Here is a 25,241-nt window from a genome sequence, read left to right as displayed (position 1 = left end):
AATCGTGATTGCCGAACAAAGCTTAATAAGACATTAAATTGTATCTTTACCAATCTTATGATAGAGCAATATATTTTAGAAATTACTGCGGAATTAGCCAATGCTAACAACATAGTGATCGTGCCACACAAAGGTCCAGATGGCGATGCCATGGGAAGCACCTTGGCCTTAATGCATTTCCTGAAAGATAAAGGACATAATGCTACCGTAATTGCACCTAACGAATATCCAGACTTTCTTAAATGGCTACCTGGCAACGACGAAGTAATTATTTACGAAGAGGATAAAAAAACAGCAGACGAAATTATCGAAAAAGCTGAGATCATTTTTACGCTAGATTTTAATGATCTTTCTCGTTGTGGTGATATGCAAAATTCTTTGCAAGCAAGCGAAGCAACTTTTATAATGATCGATCATCACCAGGAACCTGCAGATTATGCAGATTACACCTATAGTGATACCAGCATGAGTTCTACTTGCGAGATGGTGTACCATTTTATAGAAAGACTTCGCGCTAAAAAGAAAATTACTCCGCAAATCGCGAGTTGTCTATACACAGGAATAATGACCGATACCGGATCTTTTAGATTTTCCAGCACTACACCAAATACGCATCGCGTGGTAGCCGATCTTATCGAAAAAGGTGCTGAAAATAGCAAAATTCATCAGGATGTTTTTGACACTAATTCTGAAAGTAGATTGCAATTACTGGGCGTAGCGCTTCAAAATTTAAAAATTAATCGACAATTTAGAACGGCTTATATCACCATTTCTCAGGAAGAATTAGATACTCACAATTTCAAAAAAGGAGATACTGAAGGTTTTGTGAATTACGGACTTTCTCTTGATGGAATTATTTTTGCAGCTATTTTTATCGAAAATAAACAAGAAGGAATCATTAAAATTTCATTCCGTTCTAAAGGTGACTTTTCAGTAAATTCATTTGCTCGCGCACATTTTAATGGTGGTGGCCATAATAATGCGGCCGGCGGAAGAAGTGAAGTCTCTATGAATGATACTATTGTAGAATTTAATCGATTACTTCCTGAATATAAAGAACAACTTCAGGCATGAAAAAACTAATTTTTAGTTTCTTAATAATTTCAATAGCAATTTCCTGTAAATCTCCAGAAGCACGTTATCCTGTGAGCCAGAATTCCGGCAGTTACATAAACGAATCTGTAGCACGAAATAAAAAGCTACTGGCGCAGGAAGAATCTTTGATAAAAGGAATTATTGCAGAAGACAGCTCCACAAATTACATCGCAAGCAATAACGGATTTTGGTATTTCTACAATAAAAAAGTAGCCGATTCTGTTTCTACCCAAAAACCAGAATTTGGCGATATTGTAAGTTTCGACTATCATATTAAAACTCTGGATGACCAAACGATTTATGCTGAAGGGGAAAAGCCAACAAAGGAATACGCTATAGACCAGGAAAATTTATTTAGTGGTTTAAGGAATGGCTTAAAACTTATGAAAGCCGGTGAAACTGTTACATTCTTATTTCCTTCGTATAAAGCTTTTGGGTATTATGGTGATAAAGATCGCATTGGAACCAATATTCCCATTAAAACAACTGTAACATTACATAGTATCCAAGAGATAGATTCTATAAACTAAAAAACTTATTTATTTTTACCCAAAATTAAAATCAATATAATGAAGAAATTTAGCCTTTTACTTTTAAGCGCTATTGTTTTGGCTTTTACAGCCTGTAAAGATGATTACCCAGATCTAGAAGACGGGATGTATGCGAGATTCGATACTTCTATGGGGCCTTTTATAGCTGAGCTTTATTACGACCAAACCCCGATTACTGTTGCTAGTTTTGTTTCTCTTGCTGAAGGAACCAGCACCATGGTAGACAGTACTTATAAAAACAAGAATTTTTACGACGGAATTATTTTTCACAGAATCATTGATGGTTTTGTGATACAGGGTGGTGATCCAACAGGAACCGGTCGTGGTGGCCCGGGATATCGTTTCCCAGATGAAACCATCGATAGTTTAAGTCATGATTCTAAAGGAATTCTTTCTATGGCTAATGCTGGGCCGGGAACTAATGGTAGTCAATTTTTTGTAACCCTAGCTCCTACTACCAATCTAGACGGAAGACATACCGTTTTTGGTAAAGTAGTAAAAGGACAGGATGTTGTTGATGCCATAGGAAAAGTAGAGACAGATCCTCGTGATCGTCCTGTAAAAGATGTTGTGATCAATGAGGTTGAAATTATTAGAAAAGGAAAAGCAGCCAGAAAATTTGATGCGCCACAGGTTTTTGCAGATGAACTTCAGAAAATTAAAGATGCTGAAGAAGAAGCGGCCAGAAAACTTGAAGAAACAAAAGCCGAAAACAAAGCTATGTTCGATAAATATCGTGACGAAGCAGAAACTTTAGATAGCGGACTAGGAATTCATATTCTTGAAGAAGGAGATGGACCTAAACCTAAAATTGGACAAAAAGTTGGTGTAGATTACGAAGGTTACTTCTTAGATGGTGGCATCTTTGATACCAGCAAAGAGGATGTTGCCAAGAAATTCGACATCTTCAATGAAATGCGAAGTATGCAAGGTGGTTATGCTCCATTAAATATTCCCTACGGTCCAGATGCACCTATGATCGCCGGGTTTAATGAAGGTATTGAACAAATGAAAGTTGGTGATAAAGCTATTTTATATATCCCAAGTCATCTTGCTTATGGTGAAAGAGGTCGTGGACCAATCGAACCAAATACCGATTTAGTTTTTATTGTTGATCTGGTGGATATTAAATAAAAGCTTTTATTTAATAATATAAAGCCTGCCACTTGGCAGGCTTTTTGCTTTTTAGGTAAAATGTTTCATCAACTATCATCTAAATGAGAAAATTTTTCTTTGCCCTGCTTGCGCTTACTTTTATATCCTGCAATCTATTAAATACAAATAACCTAAATAATGATTTTAGGTGGAAGAATAGAAAGTTTGAAACTCCGAAAAACACTTCATTAAATTTCAAACCAGAATTGATTAAGACTTATAATGAAGATTCTTATTTCCTGAAAAAATTCTTCGAAAAAGACTCTCAAAAAATTGTAAGCTTCCCTTAAAAGCGAACTGTTTAAAAGTATAATATTTTGCTTAATTTAAACAGTAATTATGAAGAAGAGTAAATATTCACCACAACAAATCGCCAAGATTTTAAAGGAATTTGATAACGGCAAAACGGCTGCTGAGATCAGCCGGGAGTACAAAATCAGCACAGCTGCTTTTTACAAGTGGCGGGAACGTTATGGCGGTATGAACGGTAAAGAACTTAAGCGTTTAAAAGACCTTGAGGAAGAAAATCGGAGGCTCAAGCAGATGTATGCCAATTTATCGCTGGATCATCAAATGGCCAAAGAGATTATTGAAAAAAAGCTTTAAAGCCCTGCCGTAAACGAGCTATCACAAAAGAACTTATTCATTACGGTATTAGTAGGGCATGCCGTGTTTTGAATATGAGTAAGAGTGTTTATTACTACAGTCCTTTGCCGAAGAACGACACTGCGATTGAAACAGCTTTAAAACAAAAGGCTGAAGAACATTCGGAAGAGGGCTTTTGGATGGCTTATGAACGATTACGCCATGAAGGTAAGCCTTGGAACCATAAACGGGTGTACCGGGTCTATAAAAAACTTGGTTTAAGTTTAAGAAGAAAGGTAAAAAAGCGATTACCGGCCAGAGTCAAAGAACCTTTGGAAGTTCCATTAGCTCCCAATCGTAGTTGGAGTATTGATTTTGTTACTGATGTTTTAGAGAATAAAAGACGCTTCCGCGGCCTAACAGTTATTGATGATTATAACCGGGAAGTATTACATATAGAAATTGATTTTTCATTGCCCAGCAAGCGTGTCATTTGGGTATTAAACCATTTAATTAATCGCAGGGAAAAACCTCAAAAAATAAGGATGGATAATGGTCCTGAATTTGTAGCTAAGATCGCCTCGGAGTGGAGTCAGATGCAAGGCATCATTTTTCAATATATCCAACCCGGAAAGCCGACACAAAATGCATTTATTGAACGCTTTAATGGAAGTTACCGAAGAGGAGTACTCAATAAGTATATCTTTGAAGATCTAAACCAAGTCAGGGAACAAACCCAAACTTGGATGGAAGATTATAATAACGTACGGCCACATGATGCCTTAGGAAAAATGGCACCTGTAGCCTATGCAGAATTTCATAGTTCTGGCGGTACCGCCAGAACTATGAAAAACAGTAATTTTAGACAATCAGGCAGTTCTAATTAGGGGAAGCTTACAAAATTGTAAATAATTTCAATAAAATTCTAGTTAAAGATCTTGAAGAAAGAAATTTCAATTTCTCAGCAAAAACTCCAAATTATAAAATTTCAGTAGACACTTTGATTTTTAAAGAAATAGTTAAAAACGAAAATGTCTATACCTATGAAGAAAGAGATTTCTTAGGAATTTATGAGAAATATGCGGTAAATTTCAAAGTAATTGGTAAGGTAGAAACAGTAGATACTTCTGCAGTTATTGAATCTGACATAAATTTTGAAGCTACACCAAGAGAAGGTATGATTATCAAAAAGTATGTCGCTTATGATAATAAAAACACAAATTTAAATAAGGTATGGAAAAACCTTCTGAACAAATTCAGCTATCGCTGCTACGAACTTATTCAGAAGGAAATTTTATAATTCCTATTTCTTCGGAATATTTTTAAGCACCTCTAGTGTAAAATCCCAGAACTTCTGAGTTGAAGAAATGCTTGCTCTTTCATCTGGTGAGTGTGCTCCTCTAATTGTTGGACCAAAAGAGATCATATCCATATCTGGATAATGATTCCCTATAATTCCACATTCTAATCCTGCATGGCAGGCAGCAATATTAGCTTTTTCGCCATGTTGTTTTTGATAAATTTCATCTAAAACTTTAAGAATTGCAGAATCTGGATTTGGTGCCCAACCAGGATATTCTCCAGATTGTTTTACTTTAAACTTAGCTAACTCGAAACTTGCCTGCAAGCTATGCGCAAGATCACTTTTTGTAGACTCTACAGATGATCTTGTAAGACATTTTATTTTTGCCTTTCCGTTAGCGACCACTACGTTAGCGATGTTATTTGAAGCTTCAACCAAACCTTCGATCTCGGGACTCATTCTATAAACACCATTATGTGCAGATGCGATCGCTTTTATAATTTCCATTTGATCTTCAACCTTCATTAGTTTTCCGCTTATTTCAGCTTCAGAAATACTAATATCCATGTTAGGCTCCAGGCTCGCATATTCTTTTTTGATCTCGTCGATCCACATCAACATCTGCTGAACAAAAAAGTTGGTATCCTCTTTATCTACTGTTACAAAAGCTTCACTTTCACGAGGGATCGCATTTCGAAGTCCGCCTCCATGCAATTCAGATACTCGTAATCCAAAATCGCGATAAGCAGTATATAATAATCTGGCCATTAATTTATTAGCATTAGCTAAACCTTTAATAATGTCCATTCCAGAATGTCCACCTTGAAGGCCTTTTACTACGATTTTATAACCAACACTATTATCAGGAACATTTTCTTCTTCATATTCACGCAAAGCTGTAATATCGATACCGCCAGCACAGCCAATACCTATTTCATCATCTTCTTCGGTATCTAGATTTAATAAAATATCTCCTTTTAATATTTCTGAAGAAAGCCCCTTTGCCCCTGTCATTCCTGTTTCTTCGTCTATTGTAAAAAGAGCTTCGATCGCCGGGTGCGCAATATCATCACTTTGCAAAATAGTCATTATCGTTGCAACACCAAGACCATTATCGGCTCCAAGTGTTGTTCCATCTGCTTTTACCCAATCGCCATCTACATACATTTTTATTCCCTGGGTGTCAAAATCGAATTTTGTATCGTTGTTTTTTTGATGTACCATATCTAAATGGGATTGTAGAACAACGGTTTTTCGATCTTCCAAACCTGCAGTTGCCGCTTTACGGATTACAACATTACCGGTTTCATCAACCTGGGTTTCCAGTTCTAACTGTTCCCCAAAGTTTTTGATAAATTCGATTACTCTGTCTTCTTTTTTTGACGCTCTGGGCACTTCGTTTAGATCTGCGAAGTTATTCCAAAGCACTTTGGGTTGTAAATCCCTTATCTCATCATTCATTTTTATATTTTTTGATGTATTTTCAAAAATAACGCTATTTAATTGAGAATTAAAGACAAGAATTATAATAATATCTTAATTTAAAGACTAAAATCAAAAACGGGATCCTTACGAATCCCATTTTTGATAATTTCAGTGTAAACTATTTTACTTTTTCAAAAGCAAAACAGTTTTTAAATTTAGTCTTAAAATCATCGATTTTCGAGTAGAATTATTCAATAGTGATATTGAAAGTTATCGTTGCCTGAGCAAACTCACCAGTTTCGTATTCGTAGACTAAAGCCTGACTAATCGTGTAAGTATCTCCTGAAACAGAATGCCCCGGATATTGACCAATTTCAAAATTAAAGTTGCTCTCAGTAAATTCTGAATACACTACCGCATTATCTCCCCAACCGATTACGTCACCTGCAGCGTCAAACCAATGTCCGTAACCATTCGCTGTAGTTTCAGCAATTAGGTCTCCGTTGCTATTTACAGCATAAAACTGAATTGAATTTCCTATTTCCTGCGCGATTTGATTAGGCTGCATTAAGAAAGCTTCCGCAAGTGCTTCAGTATTTAAGGTGACGTTTGTTCCGGTATAATTTTCGGTATCCGCAGGGAACGAAATATCATAACTTAGATCAACATTTTGTGGTTCACCATCTTCAGGAAGATCTACAATTCCCAAAATATTTGTTTCAGCAAAAGAAACCTGATAGGGCCATTGATCGTCATTACTATTATCATCGTCCCATGCATGCGGTGAATATTCGCTTGGAGCACCGGTCACCACAAACCATAGATTTGTTGTATTTTCTGGCACTACTAAAGAGGCAGATCCATCACTTTCATCATTCATCTCGCCATAAACACGAGTTCCGTTTTCTTGCAAAGCAACAAAACCATAACGCCAACCTGCGATCGATGCATCTACAGTATTGAAACCAGCCGCATTGGGGATCCCGGTAAAATCTACACTAACCTCGCTATTCGCTTCAGGAACATTTAAAGGAATTACATTATATCCCGTAGTTTGCGGAGCATAATCTGGACTCACAATATGGCTACCATCTGGCTGACTGGTATAATTATAATTTTGAGCGCCGATAAAGTCTTCGCCATAACTTCTAAGATCGTCCAAATCCCAGGTTACAAATTTTGTTGCTGCATCGTAAATTTCAGCATTTAGATCATCTACGCTTATGCCTGTAATTCGCATATATGCCTGAATTGGATCTTCTGGCTCCTGAGCTTCTCGCCATAAACGACCAATAAAATCCCTACCGTGTAAAGAAGTCCAGTAATAATGAATAAAATAACTGGCGTAGCGATAATCTTCGTGATGAATATGCTTATTATAATTTTCAATATACACGCCAAAATCACCCACGGTAAATGCAAGTTCTGGATACGACTGAAATCCTTGCCACTGTGCAGTTTGCTCCCAGAAAGCATTTCCGCCATTTCCGCCAAAACCATATCGAAAGCCATGACCATTTGCTATATCTGAAAATACCTGGTATTGAAAACTATGACCTATTTCATGCGCAATGGTATGGCCAACGGGTTGCGCAGTATTAGGACTTATCCATAAAGCACCAATCGTATCATCGTAGCCAGAGCCTGTAGCCAGCCACTCTTCTTGATAAAATAGAAAGATCATCATTTTATACTCATCAAGATTAGAGTTTCCTACGCCAGTTTCTGCGAAACCTAATTCCCCAATATTTAGCGCATAAAAATCTTCAGCTCGCTCTAAGAGGTCGTCGATATCTACACGATACTGTGCAGGCGTATCTGTAGATCCCGGAGCATTATCACCATAGCCTACTCCCCAAAAAACAATAAAATGTTCAGATTCACGGCTTCGGTTATAAGTCCATGTACTTTCTGGATCTTCAAAATCCATTTCGCTAAACTCATTAGGAATGTAAATTGAAAGTTCTCCTTCTTCTGGAGCTGGCTCTTCTTCAGGTTCTTCAACAGGAGTTTCTTCCTCTTCTCCTCCAACAGGTTCTTCAAAAGATTCATCTGAAGAACAATTCACAAAAAACAGATTCAAAAGCAATAGAATAATTAGCTTTTTAAGTAATCTCATAAAAATTTATATTAAGTAGGTTAGAATAAACATCAATATTATAAAGTCTGTTCATTTTAAATTCCTATTATTTTCCCCCATCCTTCGATTAAATTAGCATTTAGAAGAAAACAATTTCTTTATACTACGCTTAAAAATCCTATTTTTGAGATTGTGAAAAAGAAGTCCCAAATAGTATTGGCCATTTTATTACCTATTCAGATTATCCTAATAAAGTTTTTAGCAGGAAATGAATGGTTTATTGAAATCTGGTATAGTCGCGGAATTTATCCGTACATCTCTAGAATAATGCGTTGGTCGCTTGGTATTTTAACATTTTCCTTTGGTGATGTTTTATATACGCTTCTTGTAATCTTTATTCTTCGCTGGCTTATAAAGAGATTTAAAACTCGGTTTAAAAAGCCGAAAGAATGGATTGTAGAAATGTTTGCGAGTCTCTCTATAGTTTACTTTTGTTTTCATCTATTTTGGGGTTTCAATTATTATCGGCTGCCACTCCACCAGTCTTTAGATATCGACAATGAATATTCTACGGAAGAATTAGTTTTATTAACCGAAAAACTAATTGAACAGTCCAATAAAACTCATCTTGAAATTATCGAAAATGACTCAGTAAAAGTTGAAATTCCATATTCTAAGGCTGAAATTTTTGATTTTACCGTTAAGGGATACGATCATATTAAAAATGACTTTCCTGAACTTACTTACACAGGGCGTAGTTTAAAGCGATCTATTTTTAGTTGGCCACTTACGTATATGGGATTTAATGGATATTTAAATCCACTTACAGCAGAAGCCCAGGTTAATACTACAATCTTACCTTTTAAAATCCCAACAACGGCAAGCCATGAAGTTGGACATCAATTAGGCTTCGCTAAAGAAAATGAAGCTAATTTTATTGCCTGCCTGGTCACTATAAATCACCCCGATCCATATTTTAGGTATTGTGGCTTTACCTTTGCGCTTCAGTATTGCCTGGCTGAACTCTTTAGAAGAGATAGAGAAATAGGAGAAAAACTGGTAAAAAAATTACACCCTGGGATTTTAAAAAATTATAAAGAAGTAGATGATTTCTGGCTTCAGCATCAAAACCCTTTCGAGCCTTTATTCCAGACCTTTTACAATCACTTTCTTATCGTAAACAATCAACAGGAAGGCTTACGCAGTTATAGTTATGTAGTTGCTCTACTTGTTAATTATTATGACGACCTGGAAAATGCTTTCTAAATTCATTAAGGGTTTATTAATTTTTTCTTAATTTTCTGCTTTTTAAAATTTCAACCACATTTTAATCAAACCCCTAACATTTATGAAATATAAATTTCTACTATGTTTTCTATTTTTGGGAATTACCAGTTTATCTGCCCAGGAATATTTTCCCACCAACTCGGGAGTAAAAACAACCAACACCAATTACACAGTTTTTAAAAATGCAACTATCCATGTAGACCCCACATCTACCATAGAAAATGGAATGTTTGCCATTAAAAATGGAAAAATCACCGCTGTTGGAAAATCAATTTCTACACCAAAAAACAGCGTTATTATCGATTTAGAAGGAAAAGATGTTTACCCATCTTTCATTGATCTTTATAGCGAATTTGGAATTAAAAAACCAGAGCGTGAAGCTGGTTTTGGAAGATCGGGACAATATGAAGCTACCAGAGAAGGTTTTTACTGGAACGACCATATTAGACCAGAGCAAAATGCTGTAGAAAGTTTTAGCTACGATGCCAGAGAAGCCGGTAAATATCACAATGGAGGTTTTGGCGTTGTAAATACACATATTGCAGATGGTATTATGCGTGGAAGCGGTGTTTTAATTGCGTTAAATCCAAACGGAACAGAAGGAGACCGAATCTTAAAAGATCGTTCTGCACAATATTTATCATTCGATAAAAGTGTAAAATCACCGCAATCTTACCCATCTTCAACAATGGGGGTTATGGCTTTGATAAGACAAGCTTACCTCGATGCAAAATGGTATGCTAATGGCCATGCAGATAATAAAGATCTTGCCTTAGAAGCTTTAAACAGAAATAAAAATCTAACCCAGATTTTCGCTACAGACAATTTGCTAAACGAGCTTAGAGTAGATAAAGTAGGTGACGAATTTGGTGTGCAATATGTAATTTTGGGTAGCGGTTTCGAATATGAAAAACTAGACCAAATTAAAGAAACCGAGGCTACATATCTTGTTCCTTTAACTTTCCCTGCAGCTTACGATGTAGAAGACGGTTTTATGGCTGAATATGTAAGTCTTGCCGATATGAAAAGATGGAACCAGGCTCCTGCAAATTTAAAAATGCTTGCTGATGCAGATGTTCCGTTTACAATTACTACCAAAGGTCTTGACCCAGCAAAAGAATTTAAAGAAAATCTTTTAAAAGCTATCGAATATGGGCTTTCTAAAGAAGATGCTCTTGCTGCATTAACTACTACTCCTGCAAAAGTAATTGGCCAGGCCGGTAAAATTGGAGAAATTAAAGAAGGTGCCTGGGCAAACTTTATCATCACCTCTGGAGATTTCTTTGAAAAAGACTCAAAGATCTTTGAAAACTGGGTTCAGGGTGAAAAAGCGGTAATTAACACCATGAATACCACAGATATTACTGGTAAGTATGATCTGGAATTAAACGGAAAAGAATATACTTTAAATATCACTGGTTCTCCTGAAAGACCAAAGGCTAAAATCGAAGCCGAAGATGTAAAAGTAGGATCTAAATTAAGTTTTGAAGATAGCTGGATGAATTTGTTGGTCTCTTCTCCAGATACTACTAAAACAGAATTTATCAGGTTAACTGCTAAAGTGGCTTCAGCTTCAGATAAAATTAGCGGTAAAGCAATATTACCTAATGGAGATACCACTTCGTTTACTGCAACAAAACATTCTTCAGAAGAAAAATCTGAAGATAGCGAGGATAAGAAAGAAGATGAAACTTCTAATCCTGAAGTTGTACCGGTTACCTTCCCTAACGCCGCTTATGGTTTCGAGGAAATTCCGGAAGCAGAAAATATACTTTTCAAAAATGCAACCGTTTGGACTAACGAGGAACAGGGCATTATGGAAAATGCAGATGTTCTGGTAAAAAAAGGGAAAATCGCTAAAATCGGTAAAGATCTTAAAGCTGGAGGAGCAACGGTGATCGACGCTACAGGTAAACATTTAACTTCAGGTATCGTAGATGAACATTCTCATATTGCACTTTCGTCAGTTAACGAAGGTGGTCATAATTCTTCTGCTGAAGTTACTATGGAAGATGTTATCGATCCTACAGATGTCGCACTTTACCGTGATCTTGCTGGTGGGGTTACTACTGCACAATTGTTGCACGGTTCAGCAAACCCAATTGGAGGTAAATCTGCAATCGTTCGTCTAAAATGGGGATCTTCTGCAGAGGATATGATTTTCCCAGAGTCTCCAAAATTCATAAAATTTGCTTTAGGAGAAAACGTAAAACAATCTAACTGGGGAAGCGGTAATAGATTCCCGGTTACAAGAATGGGTGTAGAGCAGGTATTTATGGATTACTTTGGTCGCGCTAAAGAATACATGAAGAATAAAGAAGCCAATCCAGATTCTTACCGTAAAGATATCGAGATGGAAACGCTTGCAGAAATTCTTCGTGACGAAAGAAATATTACTTCCCATTCTTATGTGCAAAGTGAGATCAATATGCTAATGCATGTTGCAGATAGTATGGATTTTAGAATAAATACATTTACTCACATTCTTGAAGGTTACAAACTTGCCGATAAAATGGCCGAAAGAAATATTGGTGGTGCAACATTCTCAGACTGGTGGGCGTATAAATATGAAGTTGAAGATGCCATTCCGTATAACGCTGCGATTATGCATAGCCAGGGCGTTGTCACTGCAATTAATAGTGATGATGCAGAAATGAGCCGTCGTCTTAACCAGGAAGCCGGAAAAACCATGAAATATGGAGGATTAACCGAAGAAGAAGCCTGGAAACTAGTCACATTAAATCCTGCAAAATTACTTCATATCGATGATAAAGTGGGAAGTATTAAAGAAGGTAAAGATGCCGACTTGGTTCTTTGGAGTGACCACCCACTATCGGTTTATGCAAAAGCGGAAAAAACATTAATCGAAGGTGTTGTTTATTTTGATATTGATCGTGACAAAGAATTGAGAGAATCGATCAAAAAACAAAAAAGTGAGTTGATCACACAAATGCTTCAGGCGAAGAATAAAGGCGTTAAAACGCAACCAGTTGTGAAAAAAGACAAAGTTGAGGCGCATTGTAACACTATGGGAGTAATCCGATAAAAAATTCAGAAAATGAAAATATTTAATATCACATTTATACTTGCATTTATTTCTGTTTTAGGATTAAATGCGCAACAAATGCCTGCCGCAAAGCAATCTGAAGCTGTTAGCATCGTTGGTGCTACCGCTCATATTGGTAATGGCGAGGTGATCGAAAACAGTCTTATCATTTTTGAAGATGGTAAGATCACATCTGTAGGTGATGCTTCGTCTGCAGCTTCACAGGCAAAAGGAGAAATTATTAATGCTGAAGGAAAACATGTTTATCCGGGTTTTATCGCTCCAAATGCTACCTTAGGTTTAGTAGAGATCGACGCAGTTAGAGCTACAGACGATGAAGACGAAATTGGTGAAATGCTACCACATATTCGTAGTTTGGTAGCGTACAATGCAGAAAGCCAGGTAACCGAGACGATGCGTCCAAACGGAGTGCTTTTAGGACAAATCGCACCTAGAGGAGGTTTTATCTCTGGAACTTCTTCTATTGTACAGTTTGATGCCTGGAACTGGGAAGATGCTGCTGTAAAAAAGGATGACGGACTTCATATTAACTGGCCAAACAGCGTTCGTCGCGGTCGCTGGTGGATGGGCGAAGATCCCGGAGTAAAACCTAGCAAAGAATACCAGGAAAACATCATTAAATTAAAAAGCTTTTTTGCTGAAGCTAAAGCATATTTAGCCGGTGATCAGAAAGAAAATAATCTTCCTTATTTAGCGATGGAAGCAGTTTTTTCTGGAGATAAAAAAGTTTATGTTCATGTTAATGGAGAAAAAGAGATCCTTGATGTAATTCAGTTTAAAAAAGATGAAGAATTAGCAAATCTTGTGATCGTTGGGGCTTACGATGGTTTAAAAGTGATCGATGAACTTAAAGCGAATGATATTCCTGTATTAACAGGAAGACCGCACAGTTTACCAAATCGCGATGACGATGATTATGATCTTCCTTATAAATTAGCGTCTCAATTGGCTAAAGAAGGGATTCTTGTAGGAATCGAAGGCAGCGGAAGCATGGAACGTATGAACTCCAGAAACCTTCCTTTTTATGCGGGTACCGCAGCTGCTTATGGTCTTGATAAAGAAGAAGCCTTAAAACTTATCACCAGCAATACTGCTAAGATCCTGGGAATCGATGATTTTGCCGGTACTTTAGAAGAAGGTAAAGACGCTACACTTTTTATCAGCGAAGGTGATGCTTTAGATATGAGAACCAATATTCTTACCGATGCTTTCATCCAGGGTAGAAAAATTAGCCTGGATACCAGACAAACCAAGCTTTGGAAAAGATATATGGAAAAATACGAAAGACAGGAAGCAGGAGAATAATCCTTAAAAACTTCCTTTAAATTCAACTAAAAGCTGCTCGAAATCGGGCAGCTTTTTTTATTATTTTTGCCTTTATGAATACAGAAATTTCGAGCACCCAGAATAAACGCATCAAAAACCTTTTACAGCTTCAGGAGAAATCCAGAAATCGTAGAAAAGAAGGCAAATTTGTGGTTGAGGGATTGCGAGAAACAGGCCTGGCATTAAAGGGAGGTTTCGATCTTTTGGAAGTATATTTTTGTCCCGAATTCTTTTCTGAGAATAAATTCAAATCCATTCCAAATTTCGAAAATTCTAATGCCGAGATTATCGAAATCTCTTCAGAAGTTTATAAAAAATTAGCATATCGCTCAAGTACTGAAGGTTTACTCGCGGTATTCGCTTCAAAAGAAAATAGTCTAAAAACGCTTAATTTCAGCAACAATCATCCGCTTATTTTAGTTGCTGAAGCTCCTGAAAAACCGGGAAACATTGGCGCGATCTTAAGGACGGCAGATGCAGCAAATGTAGATGCGGTTTTCATCGCTAATCCCAAAACAGATCTTTACAATCCTAATATCATACGATCTAGTGTGGGTTGCGTTTTTACCAATACCATCGCTACGGGAACTACAGCTGAAATTATTGATTTTCTTCAGCAAAAAAATATTTCCATTTACGCTGCGGCATTACAGGCTTCAGAAATTTATACAGAAATGGATTTCACCAAGGCTTCAGCCATCGTTGTGGGCACCGAAGCTACCGGACTAAACCAGGAATGGCGCGATGCGGCAAAGCAAAATATCATTATCCCAATGAGTGGCGCCATCGATAGCATGAATGTTTCTGTAGCGGCGGGAATTCTTATTTTCGAAGCCAAAAGACAACGATCATTTTTGTAGATTCGGCATTTATTTTGCTATCAAATTTTTAAAAATCTCGATTTGAATCCTGAAACTTTATTTTACATTATCGTCGCAATTATTTTGGCTGATTTTATTTTCGATAAAATCCTGGACACTTTAAATGCAAGGCATTTTGACGATCCCATCCCGGCAGAATTATCTGATGTTTACGACAAGGAAGAATATGAGAAATCACAACGGTATAAAAAAGAGCGTTATAAATTTGGAATCTTAACTTCTGGATTTTCACTTCTCCTCACGCTTGGTTTTCTATTTTTTGATGGTTTTGAATGGATAGATAATATCGCCCGAGGATTTTCTGATAATGAAATTGTAATTGCACTTATTTTCTTCGGAATTATAATGATTGGAAGTGATATTTTAACCACGCCTTTCTCCTACTACTCTACTTTTGTAATCGAGGAAAAATATGGTTTTAATAAAACCTCAAAATCGACATTTTTAGTCGATAAAATTAAAGGATGGCTTTTAATGGCTATTCTTGGTGGAGGCATCTTAGCGCTTATCGTTTGGTTCTATCAATTTGCAGGTTCAGATTTTTGGTGGTACGCCTGGATCTTAATTGCTGCTTTTTCAGTTTTTCTGAATATGTTTTACGCCAAACTTATTGTGCCATTATTCAATAAACAAAGTCAGCTTGAAGATGGCTCGTTAAGAACCAAAATCGAGAACTATGCTAAAAGTGTTGGCTTTCAGCTAGACAATATTTTTATTATCGATGGCTCTAAACGAAGTACCAAGGCAAACGCTTATTTTTCTGGCTTTGGCAGTGAAAAACGTATTACGCTTTTTGATACTTTAGTAAATGATCTAGAGGAAGAAGAAATTGTTGCGGTACTTGCGCACGAGGTTGGACATTACAAGAGAAAACACATCATTTTTAATCTATTTGCTTCAGTATTAACTACAGGATTTACACTTTGGCTACTAAGTTTATTTGTTGGAAATCCGGTTTTATCACAGGCCTTGGGTGTAGAAACACCAAGTTTTCATATTGGTTTAATTGCCTTCGGAATTTTATACAGTCCGATTTCAGAAATAACCGGACTAATAATGAATCTTATTTCCAGGAAATTTGAATATCAGGCCGATAATTACGCTAAAGAAACCTACAACGCAAAAAACCTGATTAGCAGCTTAAAGAAACTCAGTAAAAATAGTTTAAGCAATTTAACTCCGCATAAAACCTATATTTTCTGGCATTATTCGCATCCAAGTCTATTACAGCGTTACCGGAATTTGATGAGTTAGTCTGATTAGATACTAGGTATTAGATTTGAGATTCTAGATTATAGATTTTAGATGCAAATATCAATATTGGATGTTTTTAGCACGATATTTTTTTATTGATTATTGATAACTGATTGTTGTTTATTGCTATATGAACGTTGTTTATTGAAATTTGTTTATGTATTTTTAAAATATGACAGAGGCAGCTATAGAAAAAGAAAATAAAGAGATCGCACAGCAGTACAAAGAACTGCTAAGGATTAGCTATCAAACTTTGACCGATGAGGATAAAAAACTTATTCGATCGGCGTTTGATACGGCTGTTGACGCGCATAAAGATCAGCGTCGAAAATCTGGAGAAGCGTATATATTTCATCCAATCGCGGTAGCTAAAATTGTAGCTTCAGAAATTGGATTGGATGCCACTTCTATTGCCGCTGCCCTACTCCATGACGTTGTTGAAGACACCTCTTACACGCTAGATGATCTTGAAAGAATGTTTGGGGAAACCGTTGCCAAAATTGTAGATGGTTTAACCAAAATTTCAAGCCTTAAAAAGGATAAAGATGTTTCCCTGCAAGCTGAAAACTTCAGGAAAATGTTACTGACGCTTAATGATGATATTCGAGTGATTATCATCAAAATTGCAGATCGTTTGCACAATATGCAAACCATGGATGCAATGCGCAGGGATAAACAATTGAAGATCTCTTCAGAAACACTTTATATTTATGCGCCTTTAGCACATAGAATTGGGCTCTATAATGTAAAAACAGAGCTTGAAGATCTTGGATTGAAATATACCGAGCCAGAAGTTTATCAGGATATTTTAACCAAGATCAAGGAAAGTAAGGAAGAGCAAGATGCTTATATTACTGAATTCTCCAGAGTAATCCAGGATTCTTTGGATAAGGAAAATCTTGATTACGAAATAAAAGGACGTCCAAAATCTATATTTTCGATTCGTCGTAAAATGAATGCTCAAAATATCAGTTTTGATGAAGTTTACGACAAATTTGCGATCAGGATCATTTATAAAAGTGACCAGGAAAATGAGAAATTTTTGGCCTGGAAAATATATTCGGTCGTAACAGATCATTTTAGACCGAATCCAACTCGATTACGTGATTGGATCTCTTCTCCAAAATCTACCGGCTATGAAGCGTTGCACATTACAGTAATGGGGCCAAAAGGTCGCTGGGTAGAAGTGCAGGTTCGTAGTGAACGCATGCACGAAATTGCAGAAAAAGGATATGCAGCGCATTATAAATACAAGAATGCCGGCGAAAAAGAAGAACAGGGAATAGAAGAATGGCTAAATCGCCTTCAGGAAGTATTGGAAAACCCTACGGTAAATGCGGTAGATTTTGTAGAGCAATTTAAACTGAATTTATATTCTAAAGAAATATTTGTATTTACTCCGCAGGGAGATTTAAAATCACTACCAAAAGGATCTACTCCGCTCGATTTTGCATTCAGCATTCATACTGAAGTTGGGGCACATACCCGTGGAGCAAGAGTAAATAACAAACTGGTTCCATTAAGTCATGTTCTTAAAAGTGGCGATCAGGTAGAAATTATAACTTCAGATAGCGCGAAACCCAATATCAACTGGTTAGATTACGCAACCACGGCAAGGGCGAGAGCCAAAATAAAATCTTCGCTTAAAGAAGAGAAAAAGCAAATTGCTGAAGAAGGAAAAGCTATTTTAACCCGTAAGTTAAGAGCTCAAAAAATTCCGTTTAGCGAAAAAACGGTGAACGAGCTTGTGGTTCATTTTCATCTAAAAACAAGTCTGGATCTATTTTACCGGGTAGGAATCGGGAAAATCGACAACCAGGCCTTAAAAGAATTTGCGGCCTCCAGAAGTAACGCCCTGGTAAGTTATATAAAACGTAAGATCAGCAAAAAACCAGAGGTTAGCCAGGATCTAAATAAAGATGAAATTACCGCCAATTACGATCAATTGGTTTTTGGTAAAGAAGAAGACGAACTGGAGTACAAATTGGCTAATTGCTGTAACCCGATACCGGGCGACGATGTATTTGGATTTGTTACGGTGAATGAAGGTATAAAAGTTCATAAAACAGATTGTCCAAACGCGATTCAATTACAAAGTAATTATGCGTATCGTATTATCCAGGCCAAGTGGGTAGACAGTTCACAACAGGATTTTAAAGCAGTAATTAAGCTAAACGGAATAGATAATATTGGTCTTGTAAGTGATGTAACACGAGAGATTTCGAGTAATATGCACGTTAATATGAAGAATATTAATTTTGAAAGTGACGACGGAATCTTTAGCGGAAGAATAACTGTTGTTGTAAAAAACAACGAAATATTGACCAAAATTATAAATAGGCTTAAAAAAATTAACGGGATAGATAAGGTTAGCCGTGAATAATCGCATACCTTTGTGCGGCAGTAAAAAATTATGAGTAAAAAAGTTGTAAATAAGAACGATCAGGCAGTAGTTAAAAACGTATTTACCAAATTCTTGGAAGAAAAAGGGCATAGAAAAACCCCAGAACGTTTTGCTATTTTACAGGAGATCTATGATAATGATGAGCATTTTGATATTGAATCTTTATATATCAAAATGAAGAATAAAAAGTATCGCGTAAGTCGTGCTACTTTATATAATACGATCGAATTATTATTAGAATGTGGTCTGGTACGTAAACATCAGTTTGGGCAAAACCAGGCACAATATGAAAAGTCTTATTTCGACAGACAACACGATCATATAATTCTTACCGATACCGGGGAAGTAATCGAATTTTGCGATCCTCGAATTCAATCTATTAAACAAACAATAGAAGAAGTGTTTGATATAGAAATAAACAAACATTCTTTATATTTTTACGGTAATAAAAAAACAACCAATTAAGTATAATTTTCATGGCGGTAGATTTACTACTCGGGCTTCAATGGGGTGACGAAGGCAAAGGAAAAATTGTCGATGTTTTCACCTCTAAATATGATATTATTGCTCGTTTTCAAGGTGGCCCAAATGCGGGACATACATTAGAATTCGACGGGCAAAAACACGTATTACACACTATCCCTTCAGGAATATTTCACGAAAACACTGTAAACCTTGTTGGTAACGGCGTAGTAATAGATCCTGTAATATTTAAAAGAGAATTAGATAATCTTGCAAAACATAATGTAGATTACAAAAGCAAGTTAATGATCTCTAGAAAAGCACATTTAATTTTACCAACCCACCGTTTATTAGATGCAGCTTCTGAGGCTTCTAAAGGTAAAGCCAAAATTGGTTCTACCCTTAAAGGTATTGGACCAACTTATATGGACAAAACCGGAAGAAACGGCATTAGAATTGGTGATCTGGAATTAGACGATTTTAAGGATCGTTATCAAGCGCTTGTAGATAAGCATGTAAAAATGATCGATTTTTATGATGCAGATGTTCAATATGATCTTGATGAATTAGAGAAAGAATTTTTCGAAGCAGTTGAAACTTTGAAATCTCTAAAGTTTATCGACAGTGAAGAATATTTACAACAAGCCCAGGCAAATGGTAAAACTATTCTCGCTGAAGGTGCACAAGGATCGCTTCTAGATATCGATTTTGGAACCTATCCATTTGTAACTTCATCTAATACGACTGCTGCAGGAGCCTGTACCGGTCTTGGTGTTTCTCCAAGACAAATTGGCGAAGCTTTTGGTATCTTTAAAGCGTACACTACTCGTGTAGGTAGCGGCCCATTCCCAACTGAACTTTTTGATGAAGATGGAGAAACTATGGGACGTGTAGGTAACGAATTTGGTGCGACTACCGGAAGACCACGACGTTGTGGATGGTTAGATTTGGTAGCACTTAAATATGCTGTACAGGTTAATGGAATCACTCAATTGATCATGATGAAAGGTGATGTTTTAAGCGGTTTTGATACTTTAAAAGTCTGTACTGCTTATAATTATCGTGGTGAAGAAATTAAGCACCTTCCTTATAATATTGAAGAAAAAAATGTTTCTCCAGTTTATACTGAATTAAAAGGTTGGTCTGCAGACCTTACTGGAATGACCGAAGCTTCTCAGCTTCCAAAGGAATTTAACGATTATGTAGATTTCTTAGAGAAAGAACTTAACGTACCAATTTCTGTAGTTTCTGTAGGGCCAGATAGAACACAAACAATTACAAGAAAGTAGATCGAAATTATCGATTTTTGATATAAAAAAAGGCTGTTTTTCAACAGCCTTTTTTATATATGGAAATTATGAAATACTACGATTCGTCTACGATAAATAAACTTGCAATCGCTGTAGCAGTTTCTCCTGACATAGGCTCATCAAAAGCCTGTGTTACGGCGGCAGTTACATCTCCTGCGATCGGAGAATCCCCATAATCATAGCCTACAAGATCTATTCCTGCCTGTGAAGTTACTTCTTCACCATCATAAACGTCTTGAGTTGCTTCTGGCATACCATCACCCCTATCATTTCCGGTGATCCATCCCTTAAGACCTCTAATTCTTCTAATTTCTGAAGCATGCTTCGCTTCTACAGAATGAATTTGAAGCGCAGGCTCTAAGTATGGAGTTCCCATAAGTGCTCCCGCCTGTCCTTTATATGCTCTTACTCCAGTATCTTCAAATGCCTGTGCTAAAGCTAACATTTGCGCTCTAGACACTTCCATAGAAGTATCTCCTTCGTTAAAAGGATCAAATGCACCGCCTGCGGTAAAATCGAAGGTTGGTGAATCGATAGAGTCTTCAGCTAAAGCAGCCATTAAGAAATCTACGTGTGCAGATTCATGTTTGGAGATCTGCATAAAAGCAGTTTCTTCTCTGGATCCTCCTTCTAAAACTCCAGATTCTAAAGCTCTCAAATAAAATTCAGCCTCTAGATATTCTAAAGTTAAGGCTAACTGAAGCGGCCCAACATGGTCAAAAAACATTGACGTTGCAGCAGAAGCTTTTGTGCTTTTTGAAGCTAATCCAAAAGGTACGGCAGCAATGGCGGCCTTTTTACCAAAAGAGCTTAATGTTCCAAACATGTCTCTTCTGGATGACTTTTTACTCATTAAATTCTCAGATGAAAATTCATCTAACATCTTTATAATACTCATAATTTTTTCGTTTTAAGTTAGTAGTTTACGATTCGTGCTGTGGTGCTGGTAAGTTATTCGCTGTAAATGGTGTTGCAACCACATCTAAATCTACAACAGCAGAGTAGATATCTGCTGGATCTGCAGCTGGATCTAATCCATTTTCATCTATCACATCATCTCCTGCAAAATCTGGAGAATTTGGATTTAGTAAAGATCTAATCGCCGATGCGTGTCTAGCCTCTACAGAAACTATTTTTCCAGCAATCACTAAATAATCTGCCATCGCAATACGATCTCCTGCACCATTGTAAGCGCTTACTCCTGTATCTTCTAATAACATTGCGGTAGCTAAAACACTATCCCTACTATTAATATCGATACCTGCTGCTTCCAGATCAAATTCTAGATCTGGCAACATAGCTTCTGGAGTATCTGCTGTTGCAGCTGCGATCGCAGTTCTAAAAAATTCACGGTGAATTACCTCATGATTATAAAGATCGTCGAATAATTCTTGTTCTTCAGCTGGCGCTCCAGAATAATAACTTCCTGAGCGTACCGCTGTATAAAAAGCTGCTTCAAGCTGTTCTAAAGCATAAGCATAATTTAAAATACCTAGATCGCCGCTACCTAAATCAAAAACTTCTGGTTCTGGTTCTGGTTCTGGTTCAGGCTCTGGTTCCATACCTGGATTAAAATCATCGTCCTCACTACATGCATATAGTAATGTTGAACCTGCAAAGGCAAGGCTACTCATTTTAATAAATCTTCTTCGGGAATTTTTAGAATTCTTACCATCCTGCAATTCCAACTTTACAACTGGTTTTTTCATAATTAAATCTTATTAGTTTACACTAAACATACGGAGGGAAATACGCTCTGGTTTTAATTGAATCGTTAATGTTTTATTAAAGCGATTTCTAAAAACTTAATTATTGCCAATTTTTTAAAAGTTTTATTATTCATTATGAAATCATTTTATCTTGTTTATGTCTGAAAATTGAAATAATTCCGATTTCCAACGTTATAATTACTTCGATATCTTAGAAAGATGATCAAATCATTTTTCCTTATTTTTGCACAAATTTTTGAATGTTGAAGAACCTCATATATATAACCCTTCTCTTAATTAGTTTTAATGCCTTATCCCAGGAAAATAGCAAAAAGATCGATTACGAGAACGACCGGCAGTATCGCGATGAAGAAAAATATCCGGGAGCTCTAGTAATGAGTAAAGTAAACAACCAGGTTCACTTCACCCACCAGGGTATAGAGGTATGGTGCAATAATGCTGTGTTTTACGAAAGCGACAACTTCTTTAAAGCATACGGAGAAGTTAGAATGAAGCAAGGAGACACTGTAAGCATGAATAGTGATTATGCGGAATATAACGGTAACACTCAATTTGCATTTGCCAGTGGAACGGTTAAAATGGAAAGACCTCAAACAACTTTAGAAACAGACACCTTATTTTTTGATAGGGTAAAACAGGAAGCCTATTATAGAAGTGGTGGAAAAGTTACAGATACCGCCAGCGTTCTTACCAGTACAATTGGAAGATACTATTTTGAAGAAGATAAGTACACCTTTTTATCGAATGTAAAGATCACCAATCCAGATTACGTTGTAAATTCAGACCATATCGATTTTTATTCTGAAAGTGGGCATGCCTACCTCTATGGGCCTTCTACTATTGAAGGAGAAGAAAGTACGGTGTATTGTGAACGTGGTTTCTATGATACCCGTGGTGATACTGGATATTTTGTGAAAAATTCTAAGATCGATTATGATAATCGCACTGTTTTAGGAGATAGTCTCTATTTTGATCGAAATAAAAGTTTTGCTTCAGCAACTAACAATATCCAGGTTATTGATACGGCAAATAATAGTAAAGTTACCGGACATTATGCTGAAGTTTTTAGAGAAAAGGACTCGGTTATAATTACCAAATGGCCGGTAGCTTCCAGTCTTCAGGATCAGGATTCAGTTTTTATTCATAGTGATACACTACTTGTAACCGGGAAACCAGAAAATAGAATTCTACGCGGATTTTACGATGTTAGAATGTACAAAAGTGATATGAGCGGTAAAAGTGATTCTATATTTGTAAACCAGCAAGACGGAATAACTAAGCTTATCAATATAAATCCTGGTGAAAATTCGGCTACTTCAGTAAAAAGAAATCCGGTGTTATGGTCTGGTCTCAATCAAATGACGGGAGATACGATTCAGGTAATTAGTAATAAGGAAACAGAAAAATTAGATAGCTTAAGAGTTTTTAATAATGCATTCTTAATCAATAAAGATAGTATTGATGGCTTTAATCAAATAAAAGGGCAAATATTAATCGGTCTTTTTGAAGAAAATGAATTATATAAAGTTGATATTGATAAAAATACCGAGACATTATATTATAGCAGAACAGAAGATAAAGACTTAATTGGTATCAACAAAACCCTTTCCAGCAGGATCGAAGTCTATTTTAAAGAGCGCCAGATCGAAGATGTTTATTACTACCAGGCGGTAGATGGAAATTTAAAGCCTGAAGAACAGGTTTTAGAAAGTAATCGAACTTTGCAAGGTTTTAACTGGCGTGGCGACGAAAGATTAGAGAAAAAACAGGATCTCTTTAAAGGCAAAGAACCACCTGAGTTGGTAAAAATTCAGGGAATTCCTTTACCTGAACAAATAGATGACTTCTTTGATGAACGAGAAGATGGCGATATGTTGTTAAATGAAAATTCCAGATTAAGGCCACAAGATCTTAAAGATAAGGCGCGGGATAGCATCCCAAGTGTTCCCGAGATTCCTCAGGGAATTCAGGAAGATCCGGCTACATTTAATAGCTTAAAGTCTGAACAAGAAGAATCTACAAAAGAAAAAGATACCGTAACAAACCCAAAAGCTTCTTTAAAAATTGAATAAAGATTTTATACAATATCAGGCGCAAACAACGCCTCATCCATTAGGTTTAGAAGTTATCGATGCCAAGGGATCTTATGTATATACTTCAGATGGGCAAAAGCATTTGGATTTTGTAGCTGGTGTTTCGGCGACAAGTTTAGGGCATTGTTATCCTGCCGTGATAAAAGCTATTAAAGAACAGGCAGATAAATATTTACACGTAATGGTTTACGGGGAATATGCGCAGGCTCCGGCGGTAGAATTTTCCAAGCTTTTGGCACAAAATCTTCCAAATCCTTTAAACAAAGTTTACCTGGTAAACTCTGGAACAGAAGCTATCGAAGGCTCCTTAAAACTTGCGAGACGTGCCACTAGAAGAACGCAAATTCTGGCAGCAAAAAATGCTTATCATGGTAATACTATGGGATCTTTAAGTTTGATGAATTTTGAAGAACGCCAAAAGCCTTTTAGACCATTAGTTGGGGATGTGGATTTTATTGAGTTTAATAATGAAGAAGATTTAAACCAAATTACAGAAAAAACTGCTGCGGTTATTTTAGAAACCATTCAGGGTGGTGGCGGATTTATTCAGCCAAAAAATAATTATCTAAAAAAAGTAAAAGCGCGTTGTGAAGCCGTAGGCGCATTACTAATATTAGATGAAATTCAGCCTGGTTTTGGAAGAACCGGAAAATTATTCGGTTTTGAAAATTACGAGGTCGTTCCAGATATTATGGCGATTGGTAAAGGAATGGGCGGCGGATTGCCTGTGGGTGCTTTTGTTGCTTCAGAAGAATTGATGGATCTGCTTTCAGACAAGCCAAAAATGGGACATATAACTACTTTTGGAGGAAACCCGTTGGTGGCAGCTGCCTGTCATGCCACTCTAAAAACCATTCTGGAAACTGCATTAATGGCAGAAACATTAGAAAAAGAAAAACGCTTTAGAGAATTGTTGGTTCATCCATTAATTAATGAAGTAAGGGGAAAAGGTTTAATGCTCGCAGCCATTGTAGATTCTGAAGAAATTGCCAACCAGGTGATCTTAGATTGTAAAGAAAAAGGACTAATTCTATTCTGGCTTCTATTCGAAAAAAGAGCTGTTAGAATTACTCCGCCACTCACGATTTCTATGGAAGAAATAGAAGAAGGATGTGGCATTATAATTGACGTCTTAAACAAAATAAAAAACAATGCTTAGGTTGTTGATTACTTTGTTAACAACAATTAAAGCGTCTACGATACATAGTTAAATCCTTTTTTAACTTTAGTAAA

General features: G+C 36.6%; 19 protein-coding genes. 15 read left to right on the top strand and 4 right to left on the bottom strand.

The window, feature by feature from the left end; genetic code table 11:
• Positions 1–57 precede the first annotated feature (57 nt).
• The 5 genes from INR75_RS11130 (at position 58) to INR75_RS11110 (ending at position 4,686) form a co-directional block, all read left to right on the top strand.
• Positions 58–1,074: a bifunctional oligoribonuclease/PAP phosphatase NrnA gene (locus INR75_RS11130; protein WP_223088860.1), complete on the top strand. Its 1,017-nt coding sequence runs from the start codon at positions 58–60 to the stop codon at positions 1,072–1,074.
• Complete coding sequence (gene gldI / locus INR75_RS11125; protein ID WP_223088859.1) at positions 1,071–1,625, top strand: gliding motility-associated peptidyl-prolyl isomerase GldI; 555 nt, start codon at positions 1,071–1,073, stop codon at positions 1,623–1,625. The genes INR75_RS11130 and gldI overlap by 4 nt, the downstream gene beginning before the upstream one ends.
• Positions 1,626–1,664: 39 nt before the next feature.
• Positions 1,665–2,780 (top strand): peptidylprolyl isomerase, encoded by a 1,116-nt coding sequence (locus INR75_RS11120; protein WP_223088858.1) that lies wholly within the window; start codon positions 1,665–1,667, stop codon positions 2,778–2,780.
• 360 nt (positions 2,781–3,140) lie between these two features.
• Positions 3,141–4,273, top strand: a protein-coding gene (locus INR75_RS11115; RefSeq protein ID WP_223088857.1) for an IS3 family transposase whose coding sequence is annotated in 2 segments (ribosomal slippage) — positions 3,141–3,402 and positions 3,402–4,273 — 1,134 coding nt in all. Because the reading frame shifts where the segments join, the coding sequence is not laid out codon by codon here.
• Between the two features lie 113 nt (positions 4,274–4,386).
• On the top strand, positions 4,387–4,686 hold the full coding sequence (locus INR75_RS11110) for a hypothetical protein (protein ID WP_223088856.1): 300 nt from the start codon (positions 4,387–4,389) through the stop codon (positions 4,684–4,686).
• Between the two features lie 3 nt (positions 4,687–4,689).
• Here INR75_RS11110 and INR75_RS11105 read toward each other — a convergent pair whose 3' ends face one another.
• Entirely contained in the window at positions 4,690–6,150 is a 1,461-nt protein-coding gene (locus tag INR75_RS11105) for an aminoacyl-histidine dipeptidase (protein WP_223088855.1), read from the bottom strand.
• A 211-nt stretch (positions 6,151–6,361) separates the two neighbouring features.
• Entirely contained in the window at positions 6,362–8,233 is a 1,872-nt protein-coding gene (locus INR75_RS11100) for a DUF4859 domain-containing protein (RefSeq protein WP_223088854.1), read from the bottom strand.
• A gap of 153 nt (positions 8,234–8,386) precedes the next feature.
• On the opposite strand from INR75_RS11100, the gene INR75_RS11095 reads away from it, so the two are divergent.
• The 8 genes from INR75_RS11095 to INR75_RS11060 all read left to right on the top strand — a co-directional run bounded on the left by INR75_RS11095 (position 8,387) and on the right by INR75_RS11060 (position 20,164).
• Positions 8,387–9,460, top strand: a complete 1,074-nt coding sequence (locus INR75_RS11095; protein ID WP_223088853.1) for a DUF3810 domain-containing protein — start codon at positions 8,387–8,389, stop codon at positions 9,458–9,460.
• Positions 9,461–9,542: 82 nt separating this feature from the next.
• Entirely contained in the window at positions 9,543–12,527 is a 2,985-nt protein-coding gene (locus INR75_RS11090) for an amidohydrolase family protein (protein ID WP_223088852.1), read from the top strand.
• 12 nt (positions 12,528–12,539) lie between these two features.
• Entirely contained in the window at positions 12,540–13,853 is a 1,314-nt protein-coding gene (locus INR75_RS11085; protein ID WP_223088851.1) for an amidohydrolase family protein, read from the top strand.
• Between the two features lie 74 nt (positions 13,854–13,927).
• Positions 13,928–14,734: an RNA methyltransferase gene (locus INR75_RS11080; protein WP_223088850.1), complete on the top strand. Its 807-nt coding sequence runs from the start codon at positions 13,928–13,930 to the stop codon at positions 14,732–14,734.
• A 42-nt stretch (positions 14,735–14,776) separates the two neighbouring features.
• A complete protein-coding gene (locus tag INR75_RS11075) occupies positions 14,777–16,009 on the top strand; it encodes a M48 family metallopeptidase (protein WP_223088849.1) in 1,233 nt (410 codons plus the stop codon).
• Positions 16,010–16,181: 172 nt separating this feature from the next.
• Entirely contained in the window at positions 16,182–18,392 is a 2,211-nt protein-coding gene (locus INR75_RS11070) for a bifunctional (p)ppGpp synthetase/guanosine-3',5'-bis(diphosphate) 3'-pyrophosphohydrolase (protein WP_223088848.1), read from the top strand.
• A gap of 30 nt (positions 18,393–18,422) precedes the next feature.
• Positions 18,423–18,878, top strand: a complete 456-nt coding sequence (locus INR75_RS11065) for a Fur family transcriptional regulator (protein WP_084841716.1) — start codon at positions 18,423–18,425, stop codon at positions 18,876–18,878.
• Positions 18,879–18,889: 11 nt separating this feature from the next.
• Complete coding sequence (locus tag INR75_RS11060; RefSeq protein WP_223088847.1) at positions 18,890–20,164, top strand: adenylosuccinate synthase; 1,275 nt, start codon at positions 18,890–18,892, stop codon at positions 20,162–20,164.
• A 76-nt stretch (positions 20,165–20,240) separates the two neighbouring features.
• Here the strand turns inward: INR75_RS11060 and INR75_RS11055 are convergent, their stop codons facing one another.
• Together INR75_RS11055 and INR75_RS11050 are read right to left on the bottom strand one after the other, a co-directional pair.
• Positions 20,241–21,083, bottom strand: a complete 843-nt coding sequence (locus tag INR75_RS11055; RefSeq protein ID WP_092542552.1) for a ferritin-like domain-containing protein — start codon at positions 21,081–21,083, stop codon at positions 20,241–20,243.
• 25 nt (positions 21,084–21,108) lie between these two features.
• A complete protein-coding gene (locus INR75_RS11050) occupies positions 21,109–21,894 on the bottom strand; it encodes a ferritin-like domain-containing protein (protein ID WP_223088846.1) in 786 nt (261 codons plus the stop codon).
• Between the two features lie 260 nt (positions 21,895–22,154).
• Here INR75_RS11050 and INR75_RS11045 point away from each other — a divergent pair, with 260 nt between their 5' ends.
• Positions 22,155–23,987, top strand: a complete 1,833-nt coding sequence (locus INR75_RS11045) for an OstA-like protein (RefSeq protein WP_223088845.1) — start codon at positions 22,155–22,157, stop codon at positions 23,985–23,987.
• Positions 23,980–25,167, top strand: a complete 1,188-nt coding sequence (locus INR75_RS11040) for an aspartate aminotransferase family protein (RefSeq protein ID WP_223088844.1) — start codon at positions 23,980–23,982, stop codon at positions 25,165–25,167. Before INR75_RS11045 ends, INR75_RS11040 begins: the two co-directional genes overlap by 8 nt.
• Positions 25,168–25,241 lie beyond the last annotated feature (74 nt).

Source organism: Zunongwangia sp. SCSIO 43204 (genome assembly GCF_019904275.1).
GTDB classification, from domain to species: Bacteria; Bacteroidota; Bacteroidia; order Flavobacteriales; family Flavobacteriaceae; genus Zunongwangia; species Zunongwangia mangrovi.
The sequence above is the reverse complement of the archived record's forward strand: the minus strand, read 5'-3'. Positions and strand labels throughout refer to the sequence as shown.